This is a genomic window from Phnomibacter sp. (assembly GCF_036803085.1).
Taxonomy (GTDB): domain Bacteria; phylum Bacteroidota; class Bacteroidia; order Chitinophagales; family Chitinophagaceae; genus Phnomibacter.
This window is the reverse complement of record NZ_DAIRUZ010000005.1, coordinates 270,529-296,591: the sequence shown is the minus strand read 5'-3', so window position 1 is coordinate 296,591 and position 26,063 is coordinate 270,529. Positions and strand designations below refer to the sequence as shown.

Genomic DNA, 26,063 nt, shown 5'->3' with positions numbered 1-26,063 from the left:
TTACAAGCTTGTTGAAATGCTTAGCTATTCATGATTTTGTTCTGACGGTTGATGCTCTCCATGTGTACAGCATCCATGTAACGGGTAATGAACTCTTTGCTCAACCCCAACGGGTCACCCTTTTGGTAGGCACGTTCCAGAATTTCATTCCAGCGTGTAGTTTGCAAAATAGTTACCGCGTTGTCTTTTTTGTACTGACCAATTTTGTCAGCAATCTTCATGCGTTGTCCGAGTAAGGTCATCAGTTCATCATCCAGGTGGTTGATTTGTTGACGCATTTTTTCAAGCACACTATGAAAATCAGCAGAGTCTATGTCTTCTTTCCGCCAAACAATCCGGTCGAGCATTTCACCAAATACTTCTGGTGTAATTTGTTGCTTGGCATCGCTCCATGCATTGTCCGGATCGATATGGGTTTCAACAATCAACCCATCAAAGTCGAGGTCAATGGCTTTCTGCGCTACATCCTGCAAAATATCCCGACGGCCACAAATGTGCGAAGGATCGTTGATCATCATCATACCCGGATTACGGCGCTTCATTTCGATGGCCAGGTGCCACATGGGTGCATTGCGGAATTCGGTATTGCCGTAGTTGCTAAAGCCACGGTGAATCAAACCAATTTGATCAATACCTGCTTTGGCTACACGTTCTGCTGCACCTATCCACAGTTCGAGATCAGGATTGATAGGATTCTTAATGAGCACGGGTACTTTCACACCTTTGAGTGCATCGGCAATTTCCTGCACACTAAAAGGGTTTACCGTGGTGCGGGCACCAATCCATAAAATATCAACATCAAAATGCAAGGCATCTTCTACCTGCTTGGCTGTAGCCACTTCCACAGCTACGGGCAAGCCAGTGATTTTGCGGGCCTGCTGCATCCACGGCAAACCTTTGGTACCCACTCCTTCAAAACTACCGGGCCGTGTACGGGGTTTCCAAATGCCTGCACGAATGGCATTTACCTTTCCGGTTTTCGCAAGGCGTTGTGCAGTTTCAATTACTTGTTCTTCTGTTTCAGCGCTACAAGGTCCACTAATAATCAATGGTCTTTTCTCCCAGGCTTCCTGGGCCAGTGAAATCTTTTCGACTGCTTGAGTACTCATGTTGTTGGTTCTTTATGGAGAGTTGAATAAAAAGGTGTCAATTTTATGCTTCGTTCATCCTGATTTTGCGGCCTTTGTAGGTTTTACCATCAATGGCCTTGATCATTTTTTTCACGTGTTGTTTGTCCACTTCTACAAAGCTGTTCATGGTTTTCAGGTCTACTCTGCCCAGTACATCTTTGCGCAAATCACTCAGGTCTAAAATGTATTGCAGGAAGCTGGCTTTGTAAAAACCGTCTTTGGTACCGAGGTTCACAAATACCTTTTGGTAGTTGCCTTCGCCACCTTCAAAACTGCGGCCTTTTGTATCGCGGCGTTCAAATGGTTTGCGGTCGCCACCTCCCGGTGAAGGACGCTCAGCAGATTTTTTGATGTTGAGATCAATAGAATTTTCGTAATACTTCAGGAAGCGATCGAACTCCAACGCTGCTACACGCTGCAACACTTCTTCTTTGGAAACATGAGCAAACTTTTCTGTAAGCATGGGCAGATAAGTTTCGTAATCGCCATGGCTAATGTCGGTAGCGAGGAGCTTATCCATGAAATGAAAGAATTGTTTGCGGCAAACGTCTTTACCAGAAGGAATTTCCAAGCGGTTCATCTTCGTTTTCACGATGTGTTCAATATCACGAATACGGCGAACGTCACGTGCAGTTACAATGCTCAGGCAAATACCGGTTTTACCAGCACGGCCGGTACGACCGCTACGGTGCGTGTATACTTCTACATCATCCGGCAACTCGAAGTTGATGACATGTGTAATGCCAGAAACGTCGATACCACGGGCAGCAACATCGGTGGCAATTACCAGCTGCAAAGCCTTGCTGCGAAAGCCGTTCATTACCCGGTCGCGTTGCTGCTGGCTCAAATCGCCATGTAAAGAATCTACGTTGTAACCTTCTCTGGTAAGGCGGTCAGAAATTTCCTGTGCATCCATTTTAGTACGGGTAAAAATGATGCCGTAGATGTCAGGATTGAAATCAATCAAGCGTTTCAGTGCTTCATAACGGTGCGGTTGTGCTGTTACAAAATACTGGTGGTCGATGTTGACATTGGTGGTATTCATTTTACCTACACTCACTTCCACCGGCTGGTTCATAAAACGCTTGGCCACGTTGCGTATTTCAGGTGGCATAGTAGCACTGAACAACCACATGCTGTTGCGGTTGGGTGTGTATTCCAAAATGAAATCGATGTCTTCTTTGAAGCCCATATTCAGCATTTCGTCAGCTTCATCCAACACCACATAACCAATCTTTGTAAGATCGATAGCTTTGCGTTCGATGAGGTCGATGAGGCGACCGGGGGTAGCAACAACAATCTGTACACCGTGACGCAAATCACGAATTTGCTGTGTGATAGAAGTACCACCATACACTGCGCAAACCTTGGCGCCGCCGCCAGCTTTGCCAAATGATTCGAGGTCTTTTACAATTTGCATACACAACTCACGGGTAGGGCAAACCACCAATGCTTGTGGATGTTTCTGTGTTTTGTCGATCAGGTGCAGTAGAGGCAAACCAAATGCTGCGGTTTTACCAGTACCAGTTTGTGCAAGACCTACAAAGTCGCGGGTTCCCTGCAGCAGCAGCGGAATTGCTTTTGTTTGAATTTCTGTTGGCGTTTCAAATCCAAGCTTTACAATACCGGCAAGGAGTTGGTCATTCAGGCCCAATGTGCTAAAGTCACTCATGTTGTTTAATTCGTGCCACACACCGCCCAGGCCTGCAGCACATTTTTTCTATTTTAAAATACGCTTGATATTGTTGGCATTGCCAATCAACTCTCGCAGATAATCCCAATTTTCTTTTTCCAAACAAGCTTTGAATTTGCGCAGCTGTGCAATGTGTTCATTGAGCACATCCAGTACATTGTCGCGGTTTTGCCGAAAGATGGGCACCCACATATCGGGGTTGCTTTTGGCCAAACGCACTGTGCTTTCAAAACCGGCGCTGGCCAGCTCAAAAATGGCTTGTTCTTCTTTTTCTTTTTCCAGCACTGTATTGGCCAGTGCAAAAGAAGTAATGTGTGAAATGTGGCTGATATAGGCAGTGTGTACGTCATGGTCGTGTGCATCCATATATACCAGGTACATGCCTATGTTTTTCAATAATTGCTCTGCAGTGGCTAAGGCATCTGCATCACTGTCTGATGCGTTACAAATAATGGCTGCCTTTCCGGCATAAGCATACACGGTTGCTGCTTCCGGACCGCTAAACTCGGTACCCCACATGGGGTGCGCTGCTACAAAGCGGCCCCGCTTTGGATGCGATGCAACAGCATCAATAATTTGTGCTTTGGTGGAGCCCATGTCCATGACCACTTGAGTGGTAACGAGGTCGAGCACGGGCAACAATACATCAATAGCACTGTCTACTGGTACTGCAAGGATGACTACTTCGCTGTTGGCAATGGCTTCATGCAGGGGCAGCACTTCATTTACAATACCCAACTCGATGGCTTTGGCGGCATGCGCCGGGCTGGCTTCTACACCAATAATATGCGTGGCCAGACCTTTCTGCCGCAATACCAATGCTGCAGATCCGCCAATCAACCCCACGCCCACTATTGCTACTTTCATTATCTGTTCAAAATTTCGTTTGTTGGTTTCCCAACAAGTCAAATGCTAACGCACTTGTATTTATATAATCGTTTCAATTCTCGAAATGGCTTCTTTGATGCGGGCTTCGCTGCTGCACAAACTAATTCTGCAGTAGCCATCGCCGGAGCTGCCAAAGATACCACCTGGAGTAAGGAACACTTTTGCTTTGTATAGGAAATGATCGCTGAAAGCAAAACCATTTTCAAACGATGCAGGCACTTTGGCCCACAAAAACATACCTACCTGGTGCTTGCTGTAAGTACAACCGCATAAATCCAACAATTGATAGGCCAGTTCTCTTCGTCTCTTGTACTCTTCATTCACAGTATCGTACCAGCTGTTATCTACCTGCAAAGCCTTGGCAGCCGCCAGTTGCAGCGGCAAATACATACCACTGTCCATGTTGCTTTTAAATCGCAGTACTTCGTTAATTCGATCGGCAGCACCACATAACATGCCCACTCTCCAACCCGCCATGTTGTGGCTTTTGCTGAGGGAGTTGAGTTCGAGCACAATGTCTTTTGCACCGGGCTGCGCCAACAAGCTTACGGGTTCATTATTCAAAATGAAACTGTATGGATTGTCGTGGCAAATGAGTATCTGGTGCTTGCTACCAAAGGCAATGAGTTTTGCAAACACAGCAGCATCGGGCAACTGACCAGTGGGCATTTGAGGATAGTTCACCCACATGAGTTTCACTTTGCTCAGGTCGAGTTGTTCGAGTGCTTCAAAATCGGGTTGCCAATTGTTGGCCTCTGTCAATGCATAATCAACGCACTCACCACCAGCCAGCTTTACCGCACTGCGATAGGTTGGATATCCGGGGTTGGGCACCAATGCCTGATCTCCTTCATTGAGGTAGGTCATACAGATGTGCATGATGCCTTCTTTTGAACCAATGAGTGGCAAAATTTCGGTGTCGGCATCGAGCTGTACATTGTACCAGTTTTGATACCAATCGGCAATGGCCAGACGCAAAATAGGTGAGCCTTTATAACTCTGATAGGCATGCACATTCGGCTTGGCACTTTCTTCCTGCAATACTTTAATCACTTCGGGATGTGGTGGCAAATCAGGACTACCAATGCCCAGATTGATGACATTATCCCCTGCTTTATTCATCGTATCTATTTCCCGCAGCTTCTGCGAAAAATAATATTCTCCAATTCCATTCAATCGGTTAGCCAATTGCATATCAACTCAGTTTTCCGTTTTTATAAATGCCAAACAGCGTTACACTTTCAGTGGCTTTTTCCAGTTTCTTCAGCATCGTATTCAGCTGGTTCAAATCGCCAAACTCCATGTCGGCGTAAAAAGAGTACATGAATTCTGTACCGGGTATGGGCATGCTTTGCAACTTGCTCAGATTGATGCCAGCATCGGCAATAATGGCCAGCGCTTTGGCAAGGCTGCCTCTTGAATGATCGGTATGAAATTTCAACGATGCTTTGTCGGCACCTTCTACAGGTTCTACTTCTTTTTCGTGCTTCAATACCAGAAAACGGGTGTAGTTATTTTTTTGGGTGTGTATGTTAGGAACAAGAATGTCGAGGTTGTATAATTCGGCGGCCAATTTACCGGCAATGGCTGCCTGGTATTTGCTTTTGCGCTGCGCCACATGCCTGGCACTCAGGGCTGTATCTTCTGTTTCGATCAGCTTAAACTGCGGCTGGGTTTCCAGATACTCCATGCACTGCAAAATAGCCATGGGGTGCGATTGTACTTCTTTTATATCCTCCAGCTTCACGCCTTTGTTGGCCAGCAAATGCTGTTTGATGTGGAGGTACACTTCACCTATAATTTTTACCGGGTGCTTTTGCAGCAGCGTATAGTTGGGTAAAATACTGCCGGCAATTGAATTTTCGATGGCCATCATACCGCCATTAGCTTCACTGCGGTTGATGGTTTGCTGTATCACCTGTCGAAAAGTATCGCAGGGAATAACCACGGTTTGCTTACCAAAAAAACGGCGGGCTGCTTCTTGGTGAAAACTGCCTTCATAACCTTGAATGGCGATGTGCTGTGTTACTGCGTCGTTGCTTGCCTTTTTCATAAAAATAAAAAGCCCGGACCTTTCGGACCGGGGCCTGTATTGTGCTAAGTTTTTTCTGATTACTTGTACATACTAGTTCCGGTCCGCCTTACACTTGGTAAAGTAGAAAAAATAAAAACCGGCGTATGTAAACCACTTATTCATTGCAGCAAATATAAAGCGGTGCCAAAAACCAGCCAAGATTTTTTTTGACAGAAATTGACAACTTCCTGAATTCATTCAAGAATTTCCACTCCTTCAAAGTATTCATTGAAAACAAACACCTTATTTCTACAGTTTCTTGCGAATTGACTTGTAATCAATTCCTCTTTTTTTTGTAGCTGTTATTTCCGACTTTCATTTTCCAACCGGCGACGGGCATTGGTTGGAAAAAAAAAGCCATTCTGAAGAATCAGAACGGCCTAACGATTGCTTGCCATATAAAAATTCTTGAATGCTGTATTTGGCTACCCTGGCAAGCAAGGGGATTGCGCCATAGCATAATTGTTGGCTAATTACTTAGCAGGAGCAGCGCTGTCAGCAGCAGGAGCAGCTACAGTAGAATCTGCAGGAGCAGTAGTGTCAGCAGCTACAGGAGCAGTAGTGTCAGCTACAGGAGCAGCAGCAGAGTCAGTAGTTGTAGTTTCAGTAGCAGTTTCGCCACAAGCTACGAGGGCACCCATGAAGGCAACGAAGAGCAACTTTTTCATTTGAATTTGTTTTTAATGTTTGAGTAATAATTCCTGTACTGAAAAAAGGTAACCTGCAAGGCAAAAAAAAATCTTAGTTTTTTTTACTCCTTCACCTAAATACTTCATTTTCAATTAATTAAAGTGAAAAATATTTTCTGTAAATGACCTGTACATTTGCAACTACCAATTATTTTGAGAAGTGCTACTTCCTTTTTATGGTATATCATGATATACATGGGTTACCATATTTAGCATCTGGAATTAAAAGCGGAATTCGGTGAAAGAGTATAGTAAGGAAAAAAAGTTGCTGGAAGGTTTAGCCCGGAACGATCACCGGGATGTAGAATCCATATACCGCGAAAATTTCGGTTTGGTACAAACATTCGTGGTGCAAAACAATGGCACTTTCGACGACGCCAGAGATATTTTTCAGGAAGCGATGGTGGTGCTTTACGAAAAAAGTAAAGACCCTGAGTTTACACTTACCTGTCAAATCAAAACTTACCTCTACTCTATCTGCCGCAGGCTTTGGCTTAAAAAGCTGCAACAGCAGAGCAGGTTTGGAACTCCTGTAGAAAACATGGAAGACCTGGTACCTGTAGAAGAAGAAATAGAAGAAAAAGCCAAGCAGGACATAGACTTTGACATGATGGATACAGCCATGCGGCACTTGGGTGAACCTTGCAAAAGCCTGCTGGAAGCTTTTTATTTACAAAAGAAGCAGATGGTAGATATAGCAGAAGAGTTTGGATATACCAATGCCGACAATGCTAAAAACCAGAAGTACAAATGCCTGATGAGATTGAAGAAATTGTTTTTTGCTCAATATAATAAAGACCGTTAGCAATGGATGATCTGGTGATTTTGGATGCGATTGAACGCTACCTGCGCAATGAAATGAACGAGGATGAACGTCTTCGCTTCGAAGCATTACGCAGCCAGCACGCTGAAATTGATCAGCTGGTGGTGGAGCAGCACGCCTTTTTGCAACAACTGGAGCACTATGGTGAAACAAAAAAAATAAAGCACCAGCTGCAAGCTGTGCACAACCATTTACTGGAGCAGCAGCTTATTAGTATGGAAACAACCGCCGAACCCAAAATCGCTACAGTGGTAGAGTTTTGGCGTAGGTACAAACGCACCATTGGTGTAGCCGCTTCTATTGCGGGCATTACCGCATTGAGCATTAGTGCTGCTATGCAGTTGTTTGCACCCAAATCGGTAAAAGATTTACAGAACCTAAGCCGCAAGCTGAACGCACTGGAAAACCGGCAAAATGTACAAGGACAAAAAATCAATCAATTAATCACAGCACCTTCTGGCAAATCGCCTGAAAGCGAACCAGTGGGAAGCGGCACCAGCTTTTTGATTGATGGCGATGGATACCTGGCCACCAACTATCACGTGGTAAATGGTTCTACTACCTTAATTGTTGTAAACAATGGCCACGAGTATGTAGCCAAAACCGTGTTCACCGATCCAGCGAATGACATTGCCATTTTACAAATCGCCGATGCTGACTGGAAAGCCAAAACCACTTTGCCCTACGGCATCAGAAAAAATAACGCAGACCTCGGCGAAGAATTGTTTACCCTCGGCTACCCAAGAAACAGCATTGTATACAACCGTGGGTATTTGAGTGCAGGCTCTGGCTATAATGATGATTCATTGAGCATTCAATTATCCATCAGTGCTAACCCCGGCAACAGCGGTGGCCCTGTGTTAGATAAGAATGGCAACATCATTGGCATCCTTTCTACCCGCGACCGCCAGTCGGATGATGTGGTGTTTGCTACCAAAGCCAGCAATATTAATCGGGCTATTGAAGAACTGAAAAAAGACAGTGCATTTAAAGACCTGCAAATACCCGGTAAATCAAGCATTCGCAACCTTGACCGGGTTGAGCAAATCAAGCGTTTGCAAGACTGCGTGTTTATGGTAAAAGCCTACAATTAATTCCAACGTATTTGTAAAAAAGCCCGGCACAAACAGTGACCGGGCTTTTTGTTTATAGCAACAACAGGCTGCAACCACGAATATCCGAATTGTCCATGCGGCCAAGTACTTCAAAACTGCCGTCATCGTATACCCGGCCCACATCTTGCGTTTCAATAAAACAACAACTATGAATGTTGGCCAAATCTAATACCAGCAGTAACCCGGCACCAGTATCGTGTAGGTCAAAAGGGTCCTCTTCGCTGCGCACCAACACTTTCATCCATGCAGGTGGATAGTAACGGCCATGACCTTTTGAATATGCCTGACTCAACAATTCCGTCATGCCATACTCGCTGTGAACGGCAGGCACATTGAATGCTTCCTGCAAATAATCATGTAATTCGGCCCGTGTGAGTTCTTTTCTACGGCCTTTCATACCGCCGGTATCCATAATAATACAGTGGCTTAAATCAATATGTTGCTGCCGCTCCGCAAAATCGAGCAGTGCAAAACTCACACCCAGCAAAACGGTTGGAATTTGGTGTTGCCTGCAATGTTCGAGTCGTTCAATTAATGACTCATCCGCTTGAAGAAAAAAACCACTTTCCTTATGTTGGCTATGGCGTACAAAATGTTCTGCCATGTAAATGAGCGATGAGCCGCTACGCTCCATGTATGATGGCAGCAGGCACAGCCAGGCAAATTGTGAAGGGTCGCCATAAGCCCGGGTAAACCCTTGCACAAAACTTTGCTCATACATCGATAGCGCTTTTATCAGATGGCGGCTTTGTTGCATGCCTGTGGTACCACTGCTGGTAAAAATCATTTCGGCTACGCCATCAAATGATTGTACAGCATGTGTTTTAAAAAAAGAAATGGGCAAAAAAGGAATGTCTGTAAGGCTTGAAGGAACATTGCTGTACCTGTGGATGGTTTGCACATATTGCCGGTATACCGCATTGTGTTGCAGCTGATGCTGATATGCCAGCATGGCTGTTGCAACAAAATCGTTTGGTGTTACGTTAAAAATATGTTTGGGCAATGAACTGCCTGCAGCTACATTCAACTTATTATTACATTTGGTTTATGTCGCATCAAAGATTATCACTTTTAACGGTAGGCGCATTATTTGCTGTACTAACGCTTTTGTATGCTTGTGGAAAAGGCAAGTTTACCAGTAAGCCGCAGTTGACATTTCTGAAGGCTGACAGCTACGATGTAGCCCGTGGCCAACTCATTACTTTCCGACTTGAATTTACCGATAAAGAAGGCGATTTAACCGATAGCATTTTTATAAGAAGTAGTGCCAAAGGTTGTAATGCCAGCAATCGAACCCTTGGCTATCCTGTGCCCGCTTTTCCTGCTACTGCAAATACAAAAGGCGAATTTGAAATCAATTTTGTGAATGGTCAGTTTGTTTCTGGTTTTGTAGCCATGCCCAGCCCGGCTTGCGGCCGTCCCGACACTACCACCTATTATTTCTGGATTAAAGACAAAGCCAAAAACGTGAGTGACACCATCAGCACCGACAAACCACTAATCATCCGCAATTAATTTGCTGCGCAAAAGCATCTTCGTTCTTTATTACAGCAATGTGCTCATTGCCATTGCTGCGGCTGCTTTATTGTGGCAGGTTCAACTGCAAATGCATCCTGCACACATTATTGCCAAGCAGCTGGTTTGGGCGGCAATAGCCTGTTATACTTTTTACAACCTCCACGACCTCTACACTAAGGTCATTAGCCATCAATTGCAGCCCACACCCCGGCAGCAATTTTGGTTGCAATATTGGCCGGCATTGCTGATTTTAAATGCTGCAGCAATAGCTGTGAGTCATGTTTACTTACCATTACAATTGAGTACTACGCAATTGAAAGTGGTTGGTATCACTGTACTCTTGTCGCTGGCGTACAGCTTTCCCGTGCTGCCGTTTACACGCATGAAACGCTGGAAAAACAACGGCATCTGGAAGATATGCATGCTGGCTTTTGTATGGTCTTTTTTCTGTACCCTTTTCGATTTGAAAAGTTGGGATGAACGGACTCCTGAATTGATGCTGCTATTAATGTTTCGGGTTTGCTTTCTCATTATGATTACCATTCCTTTCGACAACCGCGATGCCGCTATCGATCAAGAGTATATGAATCGTTCGTTGCTACAAGTGTGGAGTCTAGAAGCGCTGAAAAACATCATACTGCTCCTGGGCAGTATTGGCGCCATGCTGTTGCTGGTGTATCAATTCCAGTTTCAATTATCCATTCTATTCATAGCGGTGCATTTATTGTACTGGTGTCTCATTGTGTGGTGGAGTATCAGGGCGCTTCATCAACCCAAAGCACCACTGCGCTTTCTGTGGCTTGATGTGCAGTTGATACTGCAGCCAACTTTCCTTGGCATTGGCTTGTTGGATACTTACATTCGTTCTACGTAAACAATCATTTAGAAATATGGCAAAAAGTAAGAAAAAAGAAGGCAGTAAAAAGGGAGGCATTCCCGCTGCATCGTATCAGTTTCTGAAAAATTATTTGAATACACCCAGCCCTGTGGGTTTTGAAAAAAGCGGGCAGCAGGTTTGGCTCGATTATGTAAAGCAATACAGCGATGAGCAGTTTACAGATCCTTATGGTTCGGCCGCTGCCATCATCAATCCGGGGCAGGATTTTAAAGTGGTGATTGAAGCTCACGTGGATGAAATCAGCTGGTTTGTAAACTACATCACGGACGCTGGATTGATGTACCTGAAACGTAACGGCGGTGTAGACCATCAGATTGCACCTTCGATGCGGGTGCTCATTCATGGTAAAAAAGGACCAGTGAAAGCGGTGTTTGGCTGGCCGGCTATTCATACACGAATTGGTACTGCCGATACTAAAGAACCTAGCCCACGCACCGATAACCTATGGCTCGATTGTGGTGCCCGCAGCAAAAAAGAAGTAGAAGAACTCGGCATTCATATAGGTGCCGTTGTTACCTATCAGGATGGCTTTGATGAACTGGCCAACGACTACCTCATTGCCCGTGCATTCGACAACCGAGTAGGTGGTTTTATGATTGCCGAAGTGGCCCGTCTCATCAAAGAAAACAACATCAAACTCCCCTACTCTTTATACGTGGTAAATGCCGTGCAGGAAGAGATTGGATTGCGTGGTGCAGAAATGATTGCCCGCCGCATCAAACCCAACGTGGCCATTGTAACCGATGTAACGCATGATACCACTACGCCGCTCATCAACAAAAACATTGAAGGCGATGTGGCTTGCGGCAAAGGTCCATCACTGGCGTATGCGCCTGCCATTCACAACAAACTGTTGGGCCTGGTAGAAGATGTAGCCGACAAAAAGAAAATTGATGTGCAATGGCGGGCCCTTAGCCGCAGCACTGGCACCGATACCGACAGCTTTGCTTACAGCAATGATGGTTGTCCTTCGGTCCTCATTTCTATCCCGCTGCGCTACATGCACACCACGGTAGAAATGCTGCACAAAAAAGATATCGAAAGCACCATTCAACTGATGTTTGAAACGCTGAAAGTGTTGACCCCAAAAACCAACCTCAGTTATTTCGATTAATCATTGATAGCATTATAAAAAGGCCGCTGATGTAATAATCAGCGGCCTTTTGTTTGTAGCGGAATTTTGCATTAACCACCAACACCTACCCGCTGTTGCTCTTCGCTACTGCCACCTGTTTTGCGGCGGTTGTCGTTAAAGTTTTTGCCAAAGCGATATGAGAAAGAAAGGGTCACCACTCTTGAATCCCGGCTTTGTTTAAAATGCTCCCGCACATTTTGATAGCGGATATCTCCATTGATGATTTGGCTAAAGAAAATATCCCGCACATTCAACTTTACACTGCCTTTGCTTTTCAACACCTGTTTGGCAATGCCTGCCGACACCTGACCAAAGCCTGCAATTACAAACTGCGCATCTGCAGAACGGGAATTGTAATTGCCCGATAGTTCAGCACTCCATCCCTTGCCAAGCTTAAAGTTATTGTTGGCATTGGCAGAAAAACTCACATTATCGCTGGCAAAATCGGCATTGTTGCCCACTCCTTTTACCACTCTTTTATTCAGTGTTCCGCTCACATTGGCCGACCACCACTTGGTGGGATTCAACTGAGCATTGATGCTGAGGCTAGTGTTGCGCATTCTGGCCAGGTTGCCTTGCGTCAGTATGGTTACTTCACCTTCCGTTCTGAAAATTTGAGAAAAGTACTTATTGGTTTCACTGTGGTTGATGGTGGTCGTCAACCAGTTTTTGTACGTATGTGTCAGCTCGAAAGTAGTAGTGAGCTGTGGCTGAATAAAGGGGTTGCCCACCTGATACGTATACTTATTGATGAAGAATAAAAAAGGATTCATTTGCTGGTACGCCGGACGATCAATACGACGGCCAACATTCAGGTTCACCGTATGATTTGAATCAAGCGGATAGCTGAGGTACACCGTTGGAAACAACTTATTGTAGTTGTTGGTGAACGATGAATCTGCCTTTTGTGGATTACCCCGCTGATAGCCTTTGTAATTGGTATTTTCAAAACGCAAACCTGCCTGCACACTCAGCTTGCCAAAGCTTTTATTGCTGTTGATATACACAGCATTGATGTTTTCCTTGTATTCAAAATGATTGGTTTTATCATAGTCCGGCTTCCAGTTGCTGTTGGCCCACAAGAAATAATCTGCAGTGTTGTCGGTGCGTACATAGCTCGATTTCCAACCGGTTTCTAACTTCACCCCTTTGCTGGTAGTATAGCTGTAATCAGCCTTGGCAGCATAGATATCAATAACGGATGGCAGGTTGCCTTTCAGCAATTCATTGAACGTTACCTGACCCAATGGCTGTACAATTTGCGTGGTAAACAACTGATTATTCGCCATGTCGTAACGGTTGTAATCTACATCGGCAGAGAGCTCACTATTCTTTGAAAAACTGTGCCGCAGGTTGATGTTGAAGGCGGCATTTTGCCAACGATTGCCATTGTCGCTAAAGGTATAAGTAGACGAGTCAGTCACCGCATCGGCACCTTTCAAATGGCCGATACTTTTGCCATCAAAACTTCTGGGCGAAATGAAACCACTCGCTGAAAAACCAAGTGTTGTTTTCTTACTCAGGTACAAATCCATGCCAGCCTTCAGGTTATTGTGATTACCCGTGATGAGCAAATACGTGGGCTGCTCAAAATAGCCCTGCACATCTTTTCCTGTGGCATCGTAGTAGGTACGATTGATAAGCAGGTTATTGAAATCTTTGAAATGCCGCTGGCTGTAATTCAGATACACATTCAATTTTTCGTTGCGGTAATTGAGGTTGAGGCTGTTGTTGAGCTTCTCATATTTTCCTTGCCCGTAGCTCAAATTCAGGTTGCCATTCCAGCCACGCTGCCTGCTCTTTTTGGTTTTGATGTTGATGATGCCTGCATTACCCGCCGCATCATACTTGGCCGGAGGGTTGGTCATCAGTTCAATCTGATCGAGTTGATTGGCCGTCATGGAGCTGAGCAGGTTTACCAAATCGGCACCCGTTAAATAACTGGGTTTGCCATCAATCAATACCATTACGCCCTGCTTGCCCCGCATGCTGATATTACCATCTCTGTCTACCGAAATGCCAGGCGATTTTTCCAACACTTCCAATGCAGTGGCACCGGTGTTCGAAATCATAGCATCCACATTCACAACAGTTTTATCGGCCTGTACTTCTACCATTTGCTTGCGGGCCGTTACCGTTACATTGTTGAGTTCATTGCTGAGTGGTTGTAGTTTTAGCATTCCAGCATCGTAGGTCGGCGCCGCATCATTCAGCGAAAACTTATTCGAGATGTATGCTTCAAAACCAACTGCATGTATTTGTAACAGGTAGTTGCCCCAACTCAATTGTTCCATTTCAAATTGGCCGCCGCTACCTGCCACAGCCATCTTCACCACTGCAGAGTCCGTGGCTTTTAATAACGAAATAGTAGCCCCTTCTTTAGCCGTACCTTTTACTTTTCCTGTGGGTTGTGCCATGGCCAAAGCAGGCAGCAAAAACAATAACAGCAGTGTAATGATTGGTGTGTTTTTCATGTGCGTTCGTTTGATATGAAGGCTGTAAAACTGCTTCACATCATGCGGCTCAAAAACCAAATTGTGCCTGAATGGCGCATTTTCCTGACCAATTCATGAACGGCAAATATGATGTACGAAAGGCTTCTTAGATGAAGTAGAAAGAGAAATTGCAAAGCATCTTTAGAAGCGTACATAACCGCAACTGTCTTCGGTGCAGAGCAATGCTGCGAGTTGCGGATTCGAAAGCAGGTTTGTTAACTGCACTTTTTTACCATTGAGTTTACCAGTGGCATGCACAAAGCGAATGCCGTGGCTGTAATCAACATACCAGTTTACATGCCCGGTGTACAAAGGCTGAATCGGTTGTCCATTGGGTTGATGCCATCCATAAATGGCCACCCGATTAGCACGTTTGTCAGTTAGCAATTTTGAAGTGGTGACCACATCTTTTTTTATACCAGCAATTAATCCTTTGCGTTGTTGGCGCTGGCCTTCTATCATAAGGTGATGCTGATACATGGTAACACTACTGTCCCGAAAAACAAACATGGGCAATGGTGCCAGTTTCACTGTTGATTGCAGGTAAGTATCATCCACCATTTTGCGGGTGGGCAGTATGGCATGCACTGTATCGAGCAGGCGTTGAGCAGCCATTGGCGTAATAGGTACCCGCACCCAATCTTCATTGTTGCCTACCACAAAATAATCGGGAGATACCCAATAAGTCAATCGAAACGCATGCCCGTTGCTGTCTTTCATGGTTACCCGAATGGGTGCAAAGCGAAGAAAGAAATCGGGCACATGGCCTTGCATAAACCACTCCATGGCCAGCGAATCCCGCTGCTGCCAATTATAACTTTTGGCCAATGCAAAAAACTGTGTGCCGCTACATGCTGAAGAATGATTGATTGCAGGAAAATGCTTTGCAATGCGCTGTTGCATGCAAGACTGCAGCACTAATACAAGCAAGCATATAAAGACAAGCAGCCGCATCGTTTACCGCTTGATGTAGCGTTTAATTTCGCGGTCCACATCTTTTTGCTTGAGGGTTTCCCGCTTGTCGTGTAGCTTCTTACCCTTGCCCAAACCAATTTCAATTTTGGCGTAGCCGCTTTCTGCAAAAAATATTTTAAGGGGCACAATCGTGTAGCCCTTCTCTTTCATTTTGGCTTCCAGCTTTTTCAATTCTTTTTTGGTAAGCAGCAATTTGCGTTCCTGCGTGGGTAGGTGGTTGTAAATGGTGCCCAACTTGTACTCGCTGATGTGCAGGCTTTTAATATACAGCTCGCCTTTATGAAACAAACAATAGGCATCATTGAAGCTGGCTTTGCCTGCCCGTAAGCTTTTTACTTCGGTACCGGTAAGCACCAGCCCCGCCGTATAGGTTTGCTCAATGAAGTATTCGTGATATGCCTGTTTGTTACTGATTGCCATGCTACACCATCCCGTTAAAAAAAGCGCCGCAATTGGCGCTTCTGTTATTTAGTGCTGAAACAAATCCAGCATTTGCGCCAGCTTTGCTTTCAGTTCTTTTCTGTCTACAATAAAATCGAGGAAACCATGTTCGAGCAAAAACTCTGACCGCTGAAATCCTTTCGGTAAATCTTTCTTGATGGTTTCTTTAATTACCCTCGGGCCTGCAAAACCAATGAGGGCATTGGGCTCTGCAATGATGATATCGCCCAGCATAGAAAACGAAGCCGTGGTGCCACCGAATGTGGGGTCGGTACACAGAGAAATGTATGGAATCTTTGCATCAGAAAGCAGCGACAAGCGACCCAATGTTTTAGGCAGTTGCATAAGACTGAAGGCACTTTCCATCATACGGGCACCACCGCTCTTGCTGATGATCATAAACGGAATGCGGTGCTCCAGACAATAGTCGGCAGCACGGCATATTTTTTCACCCATTACACTGCCGAGGCTACCACCAATGAATTCAAAATCCATACAAGCCACTACCAAATCAAAGCCGCCCACTTTGCCATACGCCACACTCATGCTATCGTGCAGGTCGGTTTTTGACCAGGTTTCTTCCAGTCGTTTTTGATACGGTTTCAAATCCACAAAGCCGAGGTAGTCCTTGCTGCGGATTTCGTCGAACAAACGTTGGTATTCTTTTTCGTCAAAAAGGATTTCGAAATATTCATCGCTGCCAATACGGTGATGATGATTGCACTTGGGGCAAACGTAGTAGTTCTCTTTGAGCTCAATGGTAGTGCAGGTAAACTTGCACGATGGGCACATCGTCCACAAACCATCGGGGGTTTCCCGCTTCTCCGATGTAGAAGTAGTAATGCCTTTGTGCTTACGCTTAAACCAGGAAAGCCTTGAGTCTTCGGTGGTATTGGCTGCTAAATCATCGCCTGTCAACCGACTCTCAAATTCTTCCAACTGTTTCTCTTTGGTGCTCATACTCGAAAATTAAAGCGGGTAAAAGTAAAGACTCTTGTACAAACTCAGCATATTGGTATTCAGGAACCGCCAATTAGGTCAATTGCCAGTGCAACTCTTTGAAATACGACATGGATTTCAACAGCCTGCTGCCATACCAACTAAACATTTCGCCATCTACCAGGCAAATTCGGGTGTGTGGAAAATGAGCCGACAGCTCCAGAACGTGATTGATTTTAAACGGAAATGGTTCGCTACTCAGGAGCAACACATCGGGTTGTAATGCCTGCATTTCTGCCAATGTGAAAGTTGGATAACGGGATTGATGCCCGCATACATTTTCCCAACCGGCCATTTGCAACATGGCATGAATGAAGGTATCTCCACCCACACTCATGTATGGCTCCCGCCAAATGAGGTACAAAGCCCGGCCGGCCTGCGGTAAAGCGGTGGCAAAATCCATTTGAATTTGCGCCAACAACGCTTTTGCTGCTTCACTCCGATGGGCAATGTCAGCAATCAGTTGCATGCTGGTCAAAGCATCTTCGAGGTTCTCTATATCCGTAAGCAGCACAGGCACTTGCTGTGCAATGGCTTGCACCTGTTCAGCTACATTTTCTTCTTTGCTGGCAATCACCAAATCTGGTTGCAACGCCAGCAGCTCATCCACATGTACATTTTTGGTGCCCCCAACCCTGGTCTTTTGCCGAAACCATTCATCGGGGCGAATGCAAAACTTGGTGATGCCTACAGTTTCCTCCTCCAGCCCCAGTGTATGCAACCACTCGGTAAGCGAGGGCACCAGCGACACAATGCGCTTTGCCTGCTCAGGAGCAGCCATACCTTCGGGAAGTAGCCAGCTGTGCAGCATTACTCAAATAATTCTTTTTGCGTGGGTGGTCCGTCGTGTCGCTCCCACTCCATTTCTACGGCCTTCTTATCTACCAGTTTATTGCCCACGGCTTTCCAACCCATCACATCTATCAGGCTGCTTACTTTCAATTTCTGCGTTTCGGCAGTGGCACCTTTTCCGGTTTTCAAAATCAGGGTCGGCTCTTCATCGGTGGTCACCAATTCAAGGTAGTTATCCTTGCCTTCTTTGATAAACTGGAATTTGGTTTTGAGTGTGGTGGTTTCTATTTTAAAACGCTTGATATTGAACTGCACTTTGTCGCTATCGAAGTAAATGGCGGTGATGATGCGTTCGGGATCGAAGCGTTCTATCAGCAATACATTGTCTGCTTCAAAACGTTGTGTCAGTTCCTGATCGGTGATTTCATAAGTGCCATTGGTATAAATCACCAGCAGTTTGTCGTCACCTTCAAACATGCCGAGGTACAAACCTTTTTCATCGGTATTAATCCGGCCAAACTGGTCGTCGTACCACAGGCGGCGGCCTTCGAGAGTAGAGCGGCCGGCCTCTTTAAACCGCACCGATTTGATGGGATACTTTGTAACCTGATTGCCCAAACTTGCACGCCCTTTTATCGCCAGCTCTTCAAAGTAAAATTCAAACTCTTTGATACGAGCAGTACAAGTAGGACTCAGGTTTACCCGTACTGCTTCGGCTTCGCCGTTGGCATTTACCGTAAGGTAATGCACCCGGCTCTTGTCGGTGCCTTTGGTAAGATCGTATTCCTTATCCCGGGTAATACCACCTACCTGAAAACGCTTGGCAAAACTCACGCCACTTTTGCCATCCACATATATCATGTTGTAGGTAGTACGTTCATCGTTTTTGTTGAAGACCGCTACATGAATGATGTCTTTGCCAATAAAGGCTTTGTCACTCACCCGCACCACTTTCATGGTGCCACGTTTGGTAATGCAAATGATATCGTCGAGGTCGGAACAATCGGTAACGAACTCATCTTTTTTGAGGCCGGTACCAATGAAACCCTCTGCCCGGTTGACATAGAGCTTGGCATTGGCCACCGCTACCTGACGCACCTGAATGGTATCGAACAAACGGATTTCCGTTTTGCGTTCACGGCCCTTGCCAAACTTGGCTTTCAGGTTTTCATAGTATTTGATGGCATAATCATTTAGGTGGTCCAAATCGAACTGCACCTGCGCAATCTCTCCTTCAATACCCTTGATTTGCTGATCGAGTTCGTCGATGTCGAGTTTGTAAATACGACGCACCGGCTTCTCCGTCAGCTTGATGATGTCTTCTTTTGAAATATCTCTTTTCAGTCGTGGTTTGAAAGGTGCAAATGCTTTGTCGATGGACTGCAGCACTTTGTCCCATGTTTCATGCTTCTTCTCCAGCTCTTTGTAAATCTTTTCTTCGAAGAAGATTTTTTCCAACGAAGTGTAATGCCATTTTTCGTTGAGCTCGGCCAGTTTTATCTGCAATTCTTTTTGCAACAAGCCTTTGGTATTGTCGGTGCTCCATTTCAGCAAATCGGTAGCCGTTACAAACCTTGGCTTTTGATCGATAATCACACAAGCGTTGGGCGAAATACTCACCTCACAATCGGTGAAGGCATACAGCGCATCGATGGTAATATCGGTAGAAGTGCCGGCGGGCAACTCCACCAAAATGCGCACCTCGGCAGCGGTTACATCGGTTACTTTTTTTACCTGAATTTTTTTGGCTTCGGTGGCTTTGGTAATGCTGTCGATAAGGCTGCTCACGGTTACGCCATACGGCACATCGTGAATCACCAGCGTTTTCTTATCCAGCTCTTCAATGCGGGCACGAACCCTCACTTTGCCGCCCCGCTTGCCATCGTTGTAATTGCTTACATCAATCTGGCCACCCGTTTGAAAGTCGGGATAGAGATCAAAATGTTTGCCTTTCAAATATTTCACTGCCGCATCGCACAGCTCAATAAAGTTGTGGGGCAAAATTTTGGTAGACAAGCCCACGGCAATGCCTTCTGCACCTTGAGCCAGCAGCAATGGAAACTTCATGGGCAGGGTAACAGGCTCCTGCTTGCGACCATCGTAGCTCAGCTGCCACTCCGTGGTTTTGGCGTTGAAAGCCACTTCCAGCGCAAACTTGCTGAGGCGGGCTTCAATATAACGGGCAGCGGCCGCATCGTCGCCGGTGCGTACATCGCCCCAGTTACCCTGTGTATCAATGAGCAGGTCTTTTTGGCCCATGTTTACCAGGGCATCGGTAATGCTCATGTCGCCATGCGGGTGATACTGCATGCTCTGGCCCACAATGTTGGCCACTTTGTTGTAGCGGCCATCATCCATTTCCTTCATGGCATGCAGTATGCGGCGTTGCACGGGCTTCAGGCCGTCTTCCACAGCCGGTACGGCCCGTTCCAAAATCACATACGATGCATAATCTAAAAACCAGCCTTTGTACAAATCGCCCACCCCGGTGAGTTCATTGTCATTGGCCTTGGTTGGATCAAACGCTGACATAATATTTTAAAAATTCTATAGTTGAGTGCTTTTTACTTTAAAACTTACTAAATAATCATTCCTCCTTATCTAAAACAATCTTGTTGATTAGGTCGACTATTCTATTATTACTAAACTGTGTCCTGAAATCAATTTTCACTTTGCCGTCAAAGAATTTTTCAGCGTGTTTGATTTTAAATTTTTCTTCGTCCCGAAGTCCGTCTTTGCTGTTTACATCTTTGGTCTCAACAATGAAGTTTAGTTTTTGATCTCCGTCTTTGAATTTCAAAACATAGGCAAAGTCAGGTGAATATGATTTGCCACCTGCAACTGGAATTTTAATCGAGTTCTTCGGGATTTTGGTGAACACAATTACTTCTTTTATTTCTGTCTTGATGTTTGATTTCTCCAAGTCAGAATCATAATACAATTCTTCAAAGAAGTAAGAGTCTGCAACTTCTTCGTCTGAAAACAACACACCAACATCAGATGCAAAAATTTCTTTCAGCACATTTCCTTTTCCGTCTGTCAGCTTGGTTGGATGTATGCTGTTTGAAACCTTTTTGTATTCAATCGAATACTTGTCAAAGGCTTTTGACATTAAGAAAAAATCAAAATTCTGCTTGATTATTCTTAGTGTTGATTGGTTAAGATATTTATTGATCTCTGTACCTGCATCAATAATTGATTGATGCAATGTTGTAATATTTATGTTCAGCATCTTTGAAAGTTCTTTCAAAAAGTCACTGTATTTAAGTACAGAAATAGCTATACTTTTTCTCTCGTAAACAGATTCAGGATCATCGTTTACAACAGCCTTGTTTTCCTTGATTTCAACTTTTGAAATTCTTTCGTTAAGTCCGTCCGAATTGAAATTATCTTTTTGTGCTTTCAAAAAATCTGTAAAAAGAATTTTGAAGTTGGCTTCGTTCTCAAACTTATATTCAAGTATTACTTTCTCATTCAGCTTTTCCCAAAGGTCTTTCAGCTCTTGATATTTCTCTGCTCTAACTACAACTTTCTTTTTTGGGTCGGTAGCTTTGCGAATCTTGTTAGAGTTTACTCCTTCAAATATTCTTGGATAGTTTTGTTTGATGTAGTCAAAGCCGCCTGTCTTGAAAGAATTTGTTCTTGTGATGACATTGTCAGCGTCTAAAACTTCCAAAAGTTCATCTTCAGCTGTTTCGTATATCTCGCAAATCTTCTTAATCATTTGATCAGAAAGCTTATCAGGAACTTCTTCAATGGAAATAGCTCCAGATTTCTGATTGATTTCATTCACCAATTTATCTACAAAGTCGCTTTCGGTAAAGTCAACAAAGTAGTTCAAATAAAATTGCTCGTCTTTTACTCGATTGCCATATTCATTCACTGGTAAACGCAAGCCACGACCAACTTCTTGAAGTTTTGAAATTTCACTGCCACTGCTTCGGAGTTTGCAAATCTGAAAAACGTTTGGATTGTCCCAACCTTCACGCAACGTCCATTTTGAAAAAATAAATCGTCTTGGATTTTCCAAATCAAGCATTGCTTGTTTGTCGTGCAGAATTTCGTTTATCTCTTTTTCAATGGCTTCGTCTTTCTCTGTATTGTCTTTTGAAAAATAACCACCGTGTGTTCTTTGATTTGGATATGGTTGTTCTAAATCTAAAAGTGTTTTTTCAAGATATGACTTGTAAAAAATGTCCTTTTCTGTCTTAAGCAATTCTGCAATTTCTGCTTTAATATATTGCTCAACTGTTTTTCGGATATATCCTTCTTTGTTTCGGTATTCGTCTATGTTGTCAATGAAGAAAAGCGTTAATGGTTTAATCTTAACTTCTCTTGTCAATAGCTGTTTTTCAATTTCAAAATGGTGTTTAATTGCCTTTTGAATCATTGTTTCCTGTAACTTTTCCGCATAAGAATAAGGGTTGATTTTGTCGCCCTTTTTCATTTCTAAACCGTTTGTCAAAACAACCGTGCTTTTATTCAGGTTTTCAATACCCAAATCGGACATTTCGGGATGAATCTTTTTGAGGCTTTCTTTTTTGGTAACTGTTATCGTTTTTCGTTTTTCATTTTCAATCAATTCAAAACTGGCTTCTGTGCCGTCTGAATCAATGAATTTTACAATGGCGTTTTCACCTGCATTAAATTCTGTGATGTGCCCTATTACGCCTTTTACTAAATTTCTATTGAACGAATCAACCGCAGTTAAAGTGTAAATCAGGTTTTCATAACCTTGAAATGTTGCCCCATAACGCAAGATAAATTGGGGTTTCATTTTCTGAATGTTCTCCCAAGTCTTATTGCCTTGCCCAAATTTGTGAGGCTCGTCAATAATCATAAAAGGTTTAGTTGCTCCGATGGCATCAAACGGAACAGTGTATTTGTCAAACAATCCTTTGTCAAAGCTTTTTTGCATTGTTTCAGAGTTAATCATACCCGCGTTGATAATCATAACCTGAATACTGTTTTTCTCAAAGGCTCCCGCATTTACAAAACTGGTTACCGCAGGTGGAATGAATGATTTTTTACTCTTACTGTTTTTCTGACTTTCTACAATATGCAAATGAAGTGTTTTGCCATATTGTTCCTTGAAATGCTCACGGCTGCTGTCCGATTTCAAAAAGTCAATCGTTCCTGCTTTGATGGATAAGGTTGGAACAACTACTATGAATTTGAAAATTCCGTAGTTTTTATTGAGTTCAAAAATTGTTTTGGTGTAAGTGTATGTTTTACCCGTTCCAGTTTCCATCATTATATCGATGATGTTGCTGTTACGCTTTATTTTTTCATTAACTCCGTTATCTTCTTGTATAGCTCTAATGTTTTCGGGATAAGTTCTTTCAGTCGTAAAATCAAATGCAGGATTGATGTAGTTCTTATCAGCTTCTGTGGGCTGAACAAGGCTAATATTCTCAAACACCGCAATAGTGCTATCTACTGCGTGTGATTGATGATTCAGGTTCTTCTCAAAATTAAATCCCTTCATATTAATACCTTGTAATAAAGTCAATGTCGCTTTTCTTCTTGTTGTTGTAAGTTTTTACGTTTTCTGAAATCTCTCGTAAACTCTTGCTCTCCAAGTGATAGCCAAAAGCGATGATACTTTTAGGTTCAAAATGTTTGTCAGTGTCTATCTTTTCCAACAATGCTTTTAGGCTGTCAGTAGTAAAGCCTTTGTGCATCAGATACAATCTGCCATTGCCGTAATAAGCTGTGTAACCACTTAAATCAATACTTTCCAACTCTTGCGTTAAGGCAATGCCGTCATAGGTTTTCCAAGTAGTGAGTAAGGCTTTGATGTCGTCTTCGGTTAGTTTACCAGCATCAAACAGCGTTTGCGAAGGGTCAAACTGTTCTGCTTCAAAATTGTAATCTTCCCAGATTGGAGTTGTTTCAAAAATTTTGAAGCCAAGGTCTCCCTCATAATTCTTATTTTCTTTTTTAATTTTCGCAGCAGCTCTAATAAGTCTCTCTTTTGTAATATCAAATATTGTTGGTTCGCTTATTTTAAGTTCATTTTTCACAAAGTCATACATTGACTTATTGTTTTTCTCCGTAATCACCTCAGGTAATTGAACAAGAATAAATTTACGCTTCCCATTTCCATTTAAATTGATATCCATTACTGCTTCACCAGTTGTGCCCGAACCTGCGAAAAAATCCATCACAATTTCATCTTTTTTCACATTTACTATTTTCATCAGGTATTCAATAAGTTCTTTCGGCTTTGAAAATGAGAAATCTATTCCTAAACTCAGTAAATGTTTAGTCGCCTGCGAGTTCTTATAATCATAAATAATATCTTCAGGTAAATTCGTTTTGTCTGCTAAGTCATCCCAATAAACTTTATCGTAAATGTTCCATTTGGATTGTTCTAACTTTTCATTTATTAACGGTGATTTAGAACTTGCCTTGGTAAATATTAACTTGTCTTTATTATCCAAATAGGTTTGCCAACTCCATCTCCAAACTTTGTCATCATTACTTTGGGGTTTTATATATGAAGCGTCTTCAATTACTTCAGGATAATTATTGCCAGGGGGAATTACAAAGGAACCATCAGGACATTCAATCCAATATCTTTGATTAGGTCGAGAGTCTAAAGATGGTTGGTACAATGAAGCCCCATTTTTTTTGTAAAAGCCTTTTTCATCTTTTTCTGTATACTTACTAAAATCATCGGTCTTAGGAATGCCAAAGCCATCTAAATAATTAATACTTTTTGCAAATACAATAAGGTAATCTTTAGTGGGCTTAAAATAGGTACCTTTATCAGAAGTTTTCTTTGCTATTCTTGGAACTATGGAAATAAAATTTTCTTCTCCGAAAATTTCTTCATCCAGTAACACCTTTAGTTGTGCAACTTCGTTCTCTCCAATTGAAATGAAGATTACCCCATCATCTTTCAATAGTTGTTTTGCGATGTAAAGACGTGGATACATAAAAGTTAGCCAAGCCGAATGACTGTTACTCTTCTGTTTTGTAAAATCTAAAATCCGCTTTGCTTTTTCTGCATCAATGCCAATCAAGTTTTGTAATTCTTTTACAGTAAATTTTCTATCATCGTAATACACAAAACCATCACTTCCCGTGTTGTAAGGCGGGTCTATGTAAATCATTTTTACTTGTTCGTAATAGGCGTTGGCAAGGTGCTTTAATACTTCCAGGTTGTCGCCTTTTATCAGCAAGTTTTCAGAGTTGGCGTTTTCGGGTAAGGCGTTATGTGTTTCGTCTGCTTTTAGCAAAGTGGTGGCAGGGTCGCTCGCCAACAATCTTGCATAACTTTTGCCTAACCAGTCTAAACCATAACTCTCGGTAGAAAAATTGATTTCCTTTTCAGTCAGGTTATTCTTGAATTTTTCTAATTGAAAATTTCCGTCTTTGTCAAAACAATGCGGGAAATGAATTTTCAATGTTTCCAAATCTTTATTCGGCACTTTTATGTCGGTTGTTATTTTTTGCTCGGTTGCCATGTTGGTTTCAATTTGGTATGTTGTACAATCAATACCCCAATATCAGTCTAATTATTCGCTTACTTCTTCGGCGGCATCGCCCTTCTTTTTGAGCGAAGGCATGGCCGGGTTGCGGAGTTCAAAATCACGAACGGTTTTGTTCAGGTCGCCCTTTACCTCCCAGCCATTGGGCTCCACCAATTGCTTGAGGCGCCAGGTGAGGTACACATCGCCGGTGGTTTCTTTTTCCTTGCTCAAAAACTGATTGATGATTTTGCTGCCCTTGCTGAAATCGCCGTGCACATATTTGGCGAGGGCTTTATCATAAAAGTCTTCGGTGGTTTGCCCCAGCTTTTTACCGCCTTCCAGCAGCCGCACCATTTGGCCATCGCGGCATTGTTTTTTCCATTCGTCTATATCTACTTCAAACTCGCTGGGGGTAACGAGGCGAGCCAGTTTTTTTGCTTTTAAAAACTCTTTGGCGGGTATTTCACTCAGCCATTGGGGGTAAAAAATACCGCCCTTATCGCTGAGGAAAGGCAGGTTGTTGAGGTATAAAATGAACACCCGGCCCTGCCATGGCTGCAGTTGACTGATGAGCCAGTAATAGCCGCTTACATCGTGTTTGTTTTGCGCCGCCCAAATCCACAGCACTTCCTGTTCGTTTTCATCGAGGGCCTTGGTAAGGTTGTGCAAGGTCATTTTATCATCCACCATGTTCAGGCGTTCGTCTACATTCTCTTCGCCGGTGCTGGCCAGCAGCATGCGCCACCAGTCGCGGCGGGCTTTCCAGCCTTCGGCATCGTCCATAGCGGCCAGCGGGCCAACGGCATAATCATCTTTAATCACCTGCACATCGCCCTGTAAGCTCTCGTCGAGGGCAATGGCCTGCTGCAACGCCGCTACATCGGGTTCATTAAACACAATATGAATCATAGTGCTCG

Annotated in this window: 21 protein-coding genes; 5 read left to right on the top strand and 16 right to left on the bottom strand. The window is 43.7% G+C overall.

Going from position 1 to position 26,063, the window contains the following annotated elements; all coding sequences use genetic code 11:
• Nucleotides 1-20: 20 nt before the first annotated feature.
• The 6 genes from V7Q13_RS12280 to V7Q13_RS12255 form a co-directional block, all read right to left on the bottom strand.
• The gene (locus V7Q13_RS12280) at nucleotides 21-1,109 is read right to left on the bottom strand and encodes a chorismate mutase (protein WP_333800969.1); all 1,089 of its coding nucleotides are present in this window, start codon (nucleotides 1,107-1,109) and stop codon (nucleotides 21-23) included.
• 43 nt (nucleotides 1,110-1,152) lie between these two features.
• On the bottom strand, nucleotides 1,153-2,802 hold the full coding sequence (locus tag V7Q13_RS12275; protein ID WP_333800968.1) for a DEAD/DEAH box helicase: 1,650 nt from the start codon (nucleotides 2,800-2,802) through the stop codon (nucleotides 1,153-1,155).
• Between the two features lie 48 nt (nucleotides 2,803-2,850).
• Nucleotides 2,851-3,690 carry a prephenate dehydrogenase gene (locus V7Q13_RS12270; protein ID WP_333800967.1) on the bottom strand — a complete coding sequence of 280 codons (840 nt, stop codon included), beginning with the start codon at nucleotides 3,688-3,690 and terminating at the stop codon, nucleotides 2,851-2,853.
• Nucleotides 3,691-3,750: 60 nt separating this feature from the next.
• A complete protein-coding gene (locus V7Q13_RS12265; protein ID WP_333800966.1) occupies nucleotides 3,751-4,905 on the bottom strand; it encodes a pyridoxal phosphate-dependent aminotransferase in 1,155 nt (384 codons plus the stop codon).
• Between the two features lies 1 nt (nucleotide 4,906).
• On the bottom strand, nucleotides 4,907-5,764 hold the full coding sequence (locus tag V7Q13_RS12260; RefSeq protein WP_333800965.1) for a prephenate dehydratase: 858 nt from the start codon (nucleotides 5,762-5,764) through the stop codon (nucleotides 4,907-4,909).
• Nucleotides 5,765-6,258: 494 nt separating this feature from the next.
• On the bottom strand, nucleotides 6,259-6,453 hold the full coding sequence (locus V7Q13_RS12255) for a hypothetical protein (protein WP_333800964.1): 195 nt from the start codon (nucleotides 6,451-6,453) through the stop codon (nucleotides 6,259-6,261).
• 259 nt (nucleotides 6,454-6,712) lie between these two features.
• On the opposite strand from V7Q13_RS12255, the gene V7Q13_RS12250 reads away from it, so the two are divergent.
• Together V7Q13_RS12250 and V7Q13_RS12245 are read left to right on the top strand one after the other, a co-directional pair.
• The gene (locus tag V7Q13_RS12250; RefSeq protein ID WP_333800963.1) at nucleotides 6,713-7,279 is read left to right on the top strand and encodes an RNA polymerase sigma factor; all 567 of its coding nucleotides are present in this window, start codon (nucleotides 6,713-6,715) and stop codon (nucleotides 7,277-7,279) included.
• Between the two features lie 2 nt (nucleotides 7,280-7,281).
• Complete coding sequence (locus tag V7Q13_RS12245; protein WP_333800962.1) at nucleotides 7,282-8,391, top strand: S1C family serine protease; 1,110 nt, start codon at nucleotides 7,282-7,284, stop codon at nucleotides 8,389-8,391.
• A gap of 52 nt (nucleotides 8,392-8,443) precedes the next feature.
• On the opposite strand, the gene V7Q13_RS12240 is transcribed toward V7Q13_RS12245, so the two are convergent.
• Entirely contained in the window at nucleotides 8,444-9,439 is a 996-nt protein-coding gene (locus V7Q13_RS12240; RefSeq protein ID WP_333800961.1) for a LuxE/PaaK family acyltransferase, read from the bottom strand.
• 20 nt (nucleotides 9,440-9,459) lie between these two features.
• On the opposite strand from V7Q13_RS12240, the gene V7Q13_RS12235 reads away from it, so the two are divergent.
• From V7Q13_RS12235 to V7Q13_RS12225, 3 genes are read left to right on the top strand one after another with little or no spacing between them, the layout of a single operon-like run.
• Complete coding sequence (locus tag V7Q13_RS12235) at nucleotides 9,460-9,927, top strand: hypothetical protein (protein ID WP_333800960.1); 468 nt, start codon at nucleotides 9,460-9,462, stop codon at nucleotides 9,925-9,927.
• Between the two features lies 1 nt (nucleotide 9,928).
• On the top strand, nucleotides 9,929-10,804 hold the full coding sequence (locus V7Q13_RS12230) for a hypothetical protein (protein WP_333800959.1): 876 nt from the start codon (nucleotides 9,929-9,931) through the stop codon (nucleotides 10,802-10,804).
• Nucleotides 10,805-10,820: 16 nt separating this feature from the next.
• Nucleotides 10,821-11,942 carry a M20/M25/M40 family metallo-hydrolase gene (locus V7Q13_RS12225; RefSeq protein ID WP_333800958.1) on the top strand — a complete coding sequence of 374 codons (1,122 nt, stop codon included), beginning with the start codon at nucleotides 10,821-10,823 and terminating at the stop codon, nucleotides 11,940-11,942.
• A gap of 71 nt (nucleotides 11,943-12,013) precedes the next feature.
• Here V7Q13_RS12225 and V7Q13_RS12220 read toward each other — a convergent pair whose 3' ends face one another.
• The 9 genes from V7Q13_RS12220 to V7Q13_RS12180 form a co-directional block, all read right to left on the bottom strand.
• Nucleotides 12,014-14,437 carry a TonB-dependent receptor gene (locus tag V7Q13_RS12220; protein WP_333800957.1) on the bottom strand — a complete coding sequence of 808 codons (2,424 nt, stop codon included), beginning with the start codon at nucleotides 14,435-14,437 and terminating at the stop codon, nucleotides 12,014-12,016.
• 162 nt (nucleotides 14,438-14,599) lie between these two features.
• A complete protein-coding gene (locus V7Q13_RS12215; protein ID WP_333800956.1) occupies nucleotides 14,600-15,361 on the bottom strand; it encodes a hypothetical protein in 762 nt (253 codons plus the stop codon).
• 54 nt (nucleotides 15,362-15,415) lie between these two features.
• Nucleotides 15,416-15,853 carry an SsrA-binding protein SmpB gene (smpB, locus tag V7Q13_RS12210; protein WP_333800955.1) on the bottom strand — a complete coding sequence of 146 codons (438 nt, stop codon included), beginning with the start codon at nucleotides 15,851-15,853 and terminating at the stop codon, nucleotides 15,416-15,418.
• 48 nt (nucleotides 15,854-15,901) lie between these two features.
• Entirely contained in the window at nucleotides 15,902-16,834 is a 933-nt protein-coding gene (gene accD, locus V7Q13_RS12205; protein ID WP_333800954.1) for an acetyl-CoA carboxylase, carboxyltransferase subunit beta, read from the bottom strand.
• A gap of 73 nt (nucleotides 16,835-16,907) precedes the next feature.
• Entirely contained in the window at nucleotides 16,908-17,684 is a 777-nt protein-coding gene (locus V7Q13_RS12200; RefSeq protein WP_333800953.1) for a helical backbone metal receptor, read from the bottom strand.
• Nucleotides 17,684-20,197, bottom strand: coding sequence for a DNA gyrase/topoisomerase IV subunit A (locus V7Q13_RS12195; protein ID WP_333800952.1), 2,514 nt, complete (start codon nucleotides 20,195-20,197; stop codon nucleotides 17,684-17,686). The genes V7Q13_RS12200 and V7Q13_RS12195 overlap by 1 nt, the downstream gene beginning before the upstream one ends.
• A gap of 55 nt (nucleotides 20,198-20,252) precedes the next feature.
• Complete coding sequence (locus V7Q13_RS12190; RefSeq protein WP_333800951.1) at nucleotides 20,253-23,153, bottom strand: type III restriction-modification system endonuclease; 2,901 nt, start codon at nucleotides 23,151-23,153, stop codon at nucleotides 20,253-20,255.
• A 1-nt stretch (nucleotide 23,154) separates the two neighbouring features.
• The gene (locus tag V7Q13_RS12185) at nucleotides 23,155-25,140 is read right to left on the bottom strand and encodes a site-specific DNA-methyltransferase (protein ID WP_333800950.1); all 1,986 of its coding nucleotides are present in this window, start codon (nucleotides 25,138-25,140) and stop codon (nucleotides 23,155-23,157) included.
• 51 nt (nucleotides 25,141-25,191) lie between these two features.
• Entirely contained in the window at nucleotides 25,192-26,055 is an 864-nt protein-coding gene (locus tag V7Q13_RS12180; RefSeq protein WP_333800949.1) for a DUF1835 domain-containing protein, read from the bottom strand.
• Nucleotides 26,056-26,063: the final 8 nt, after the last annotated feature.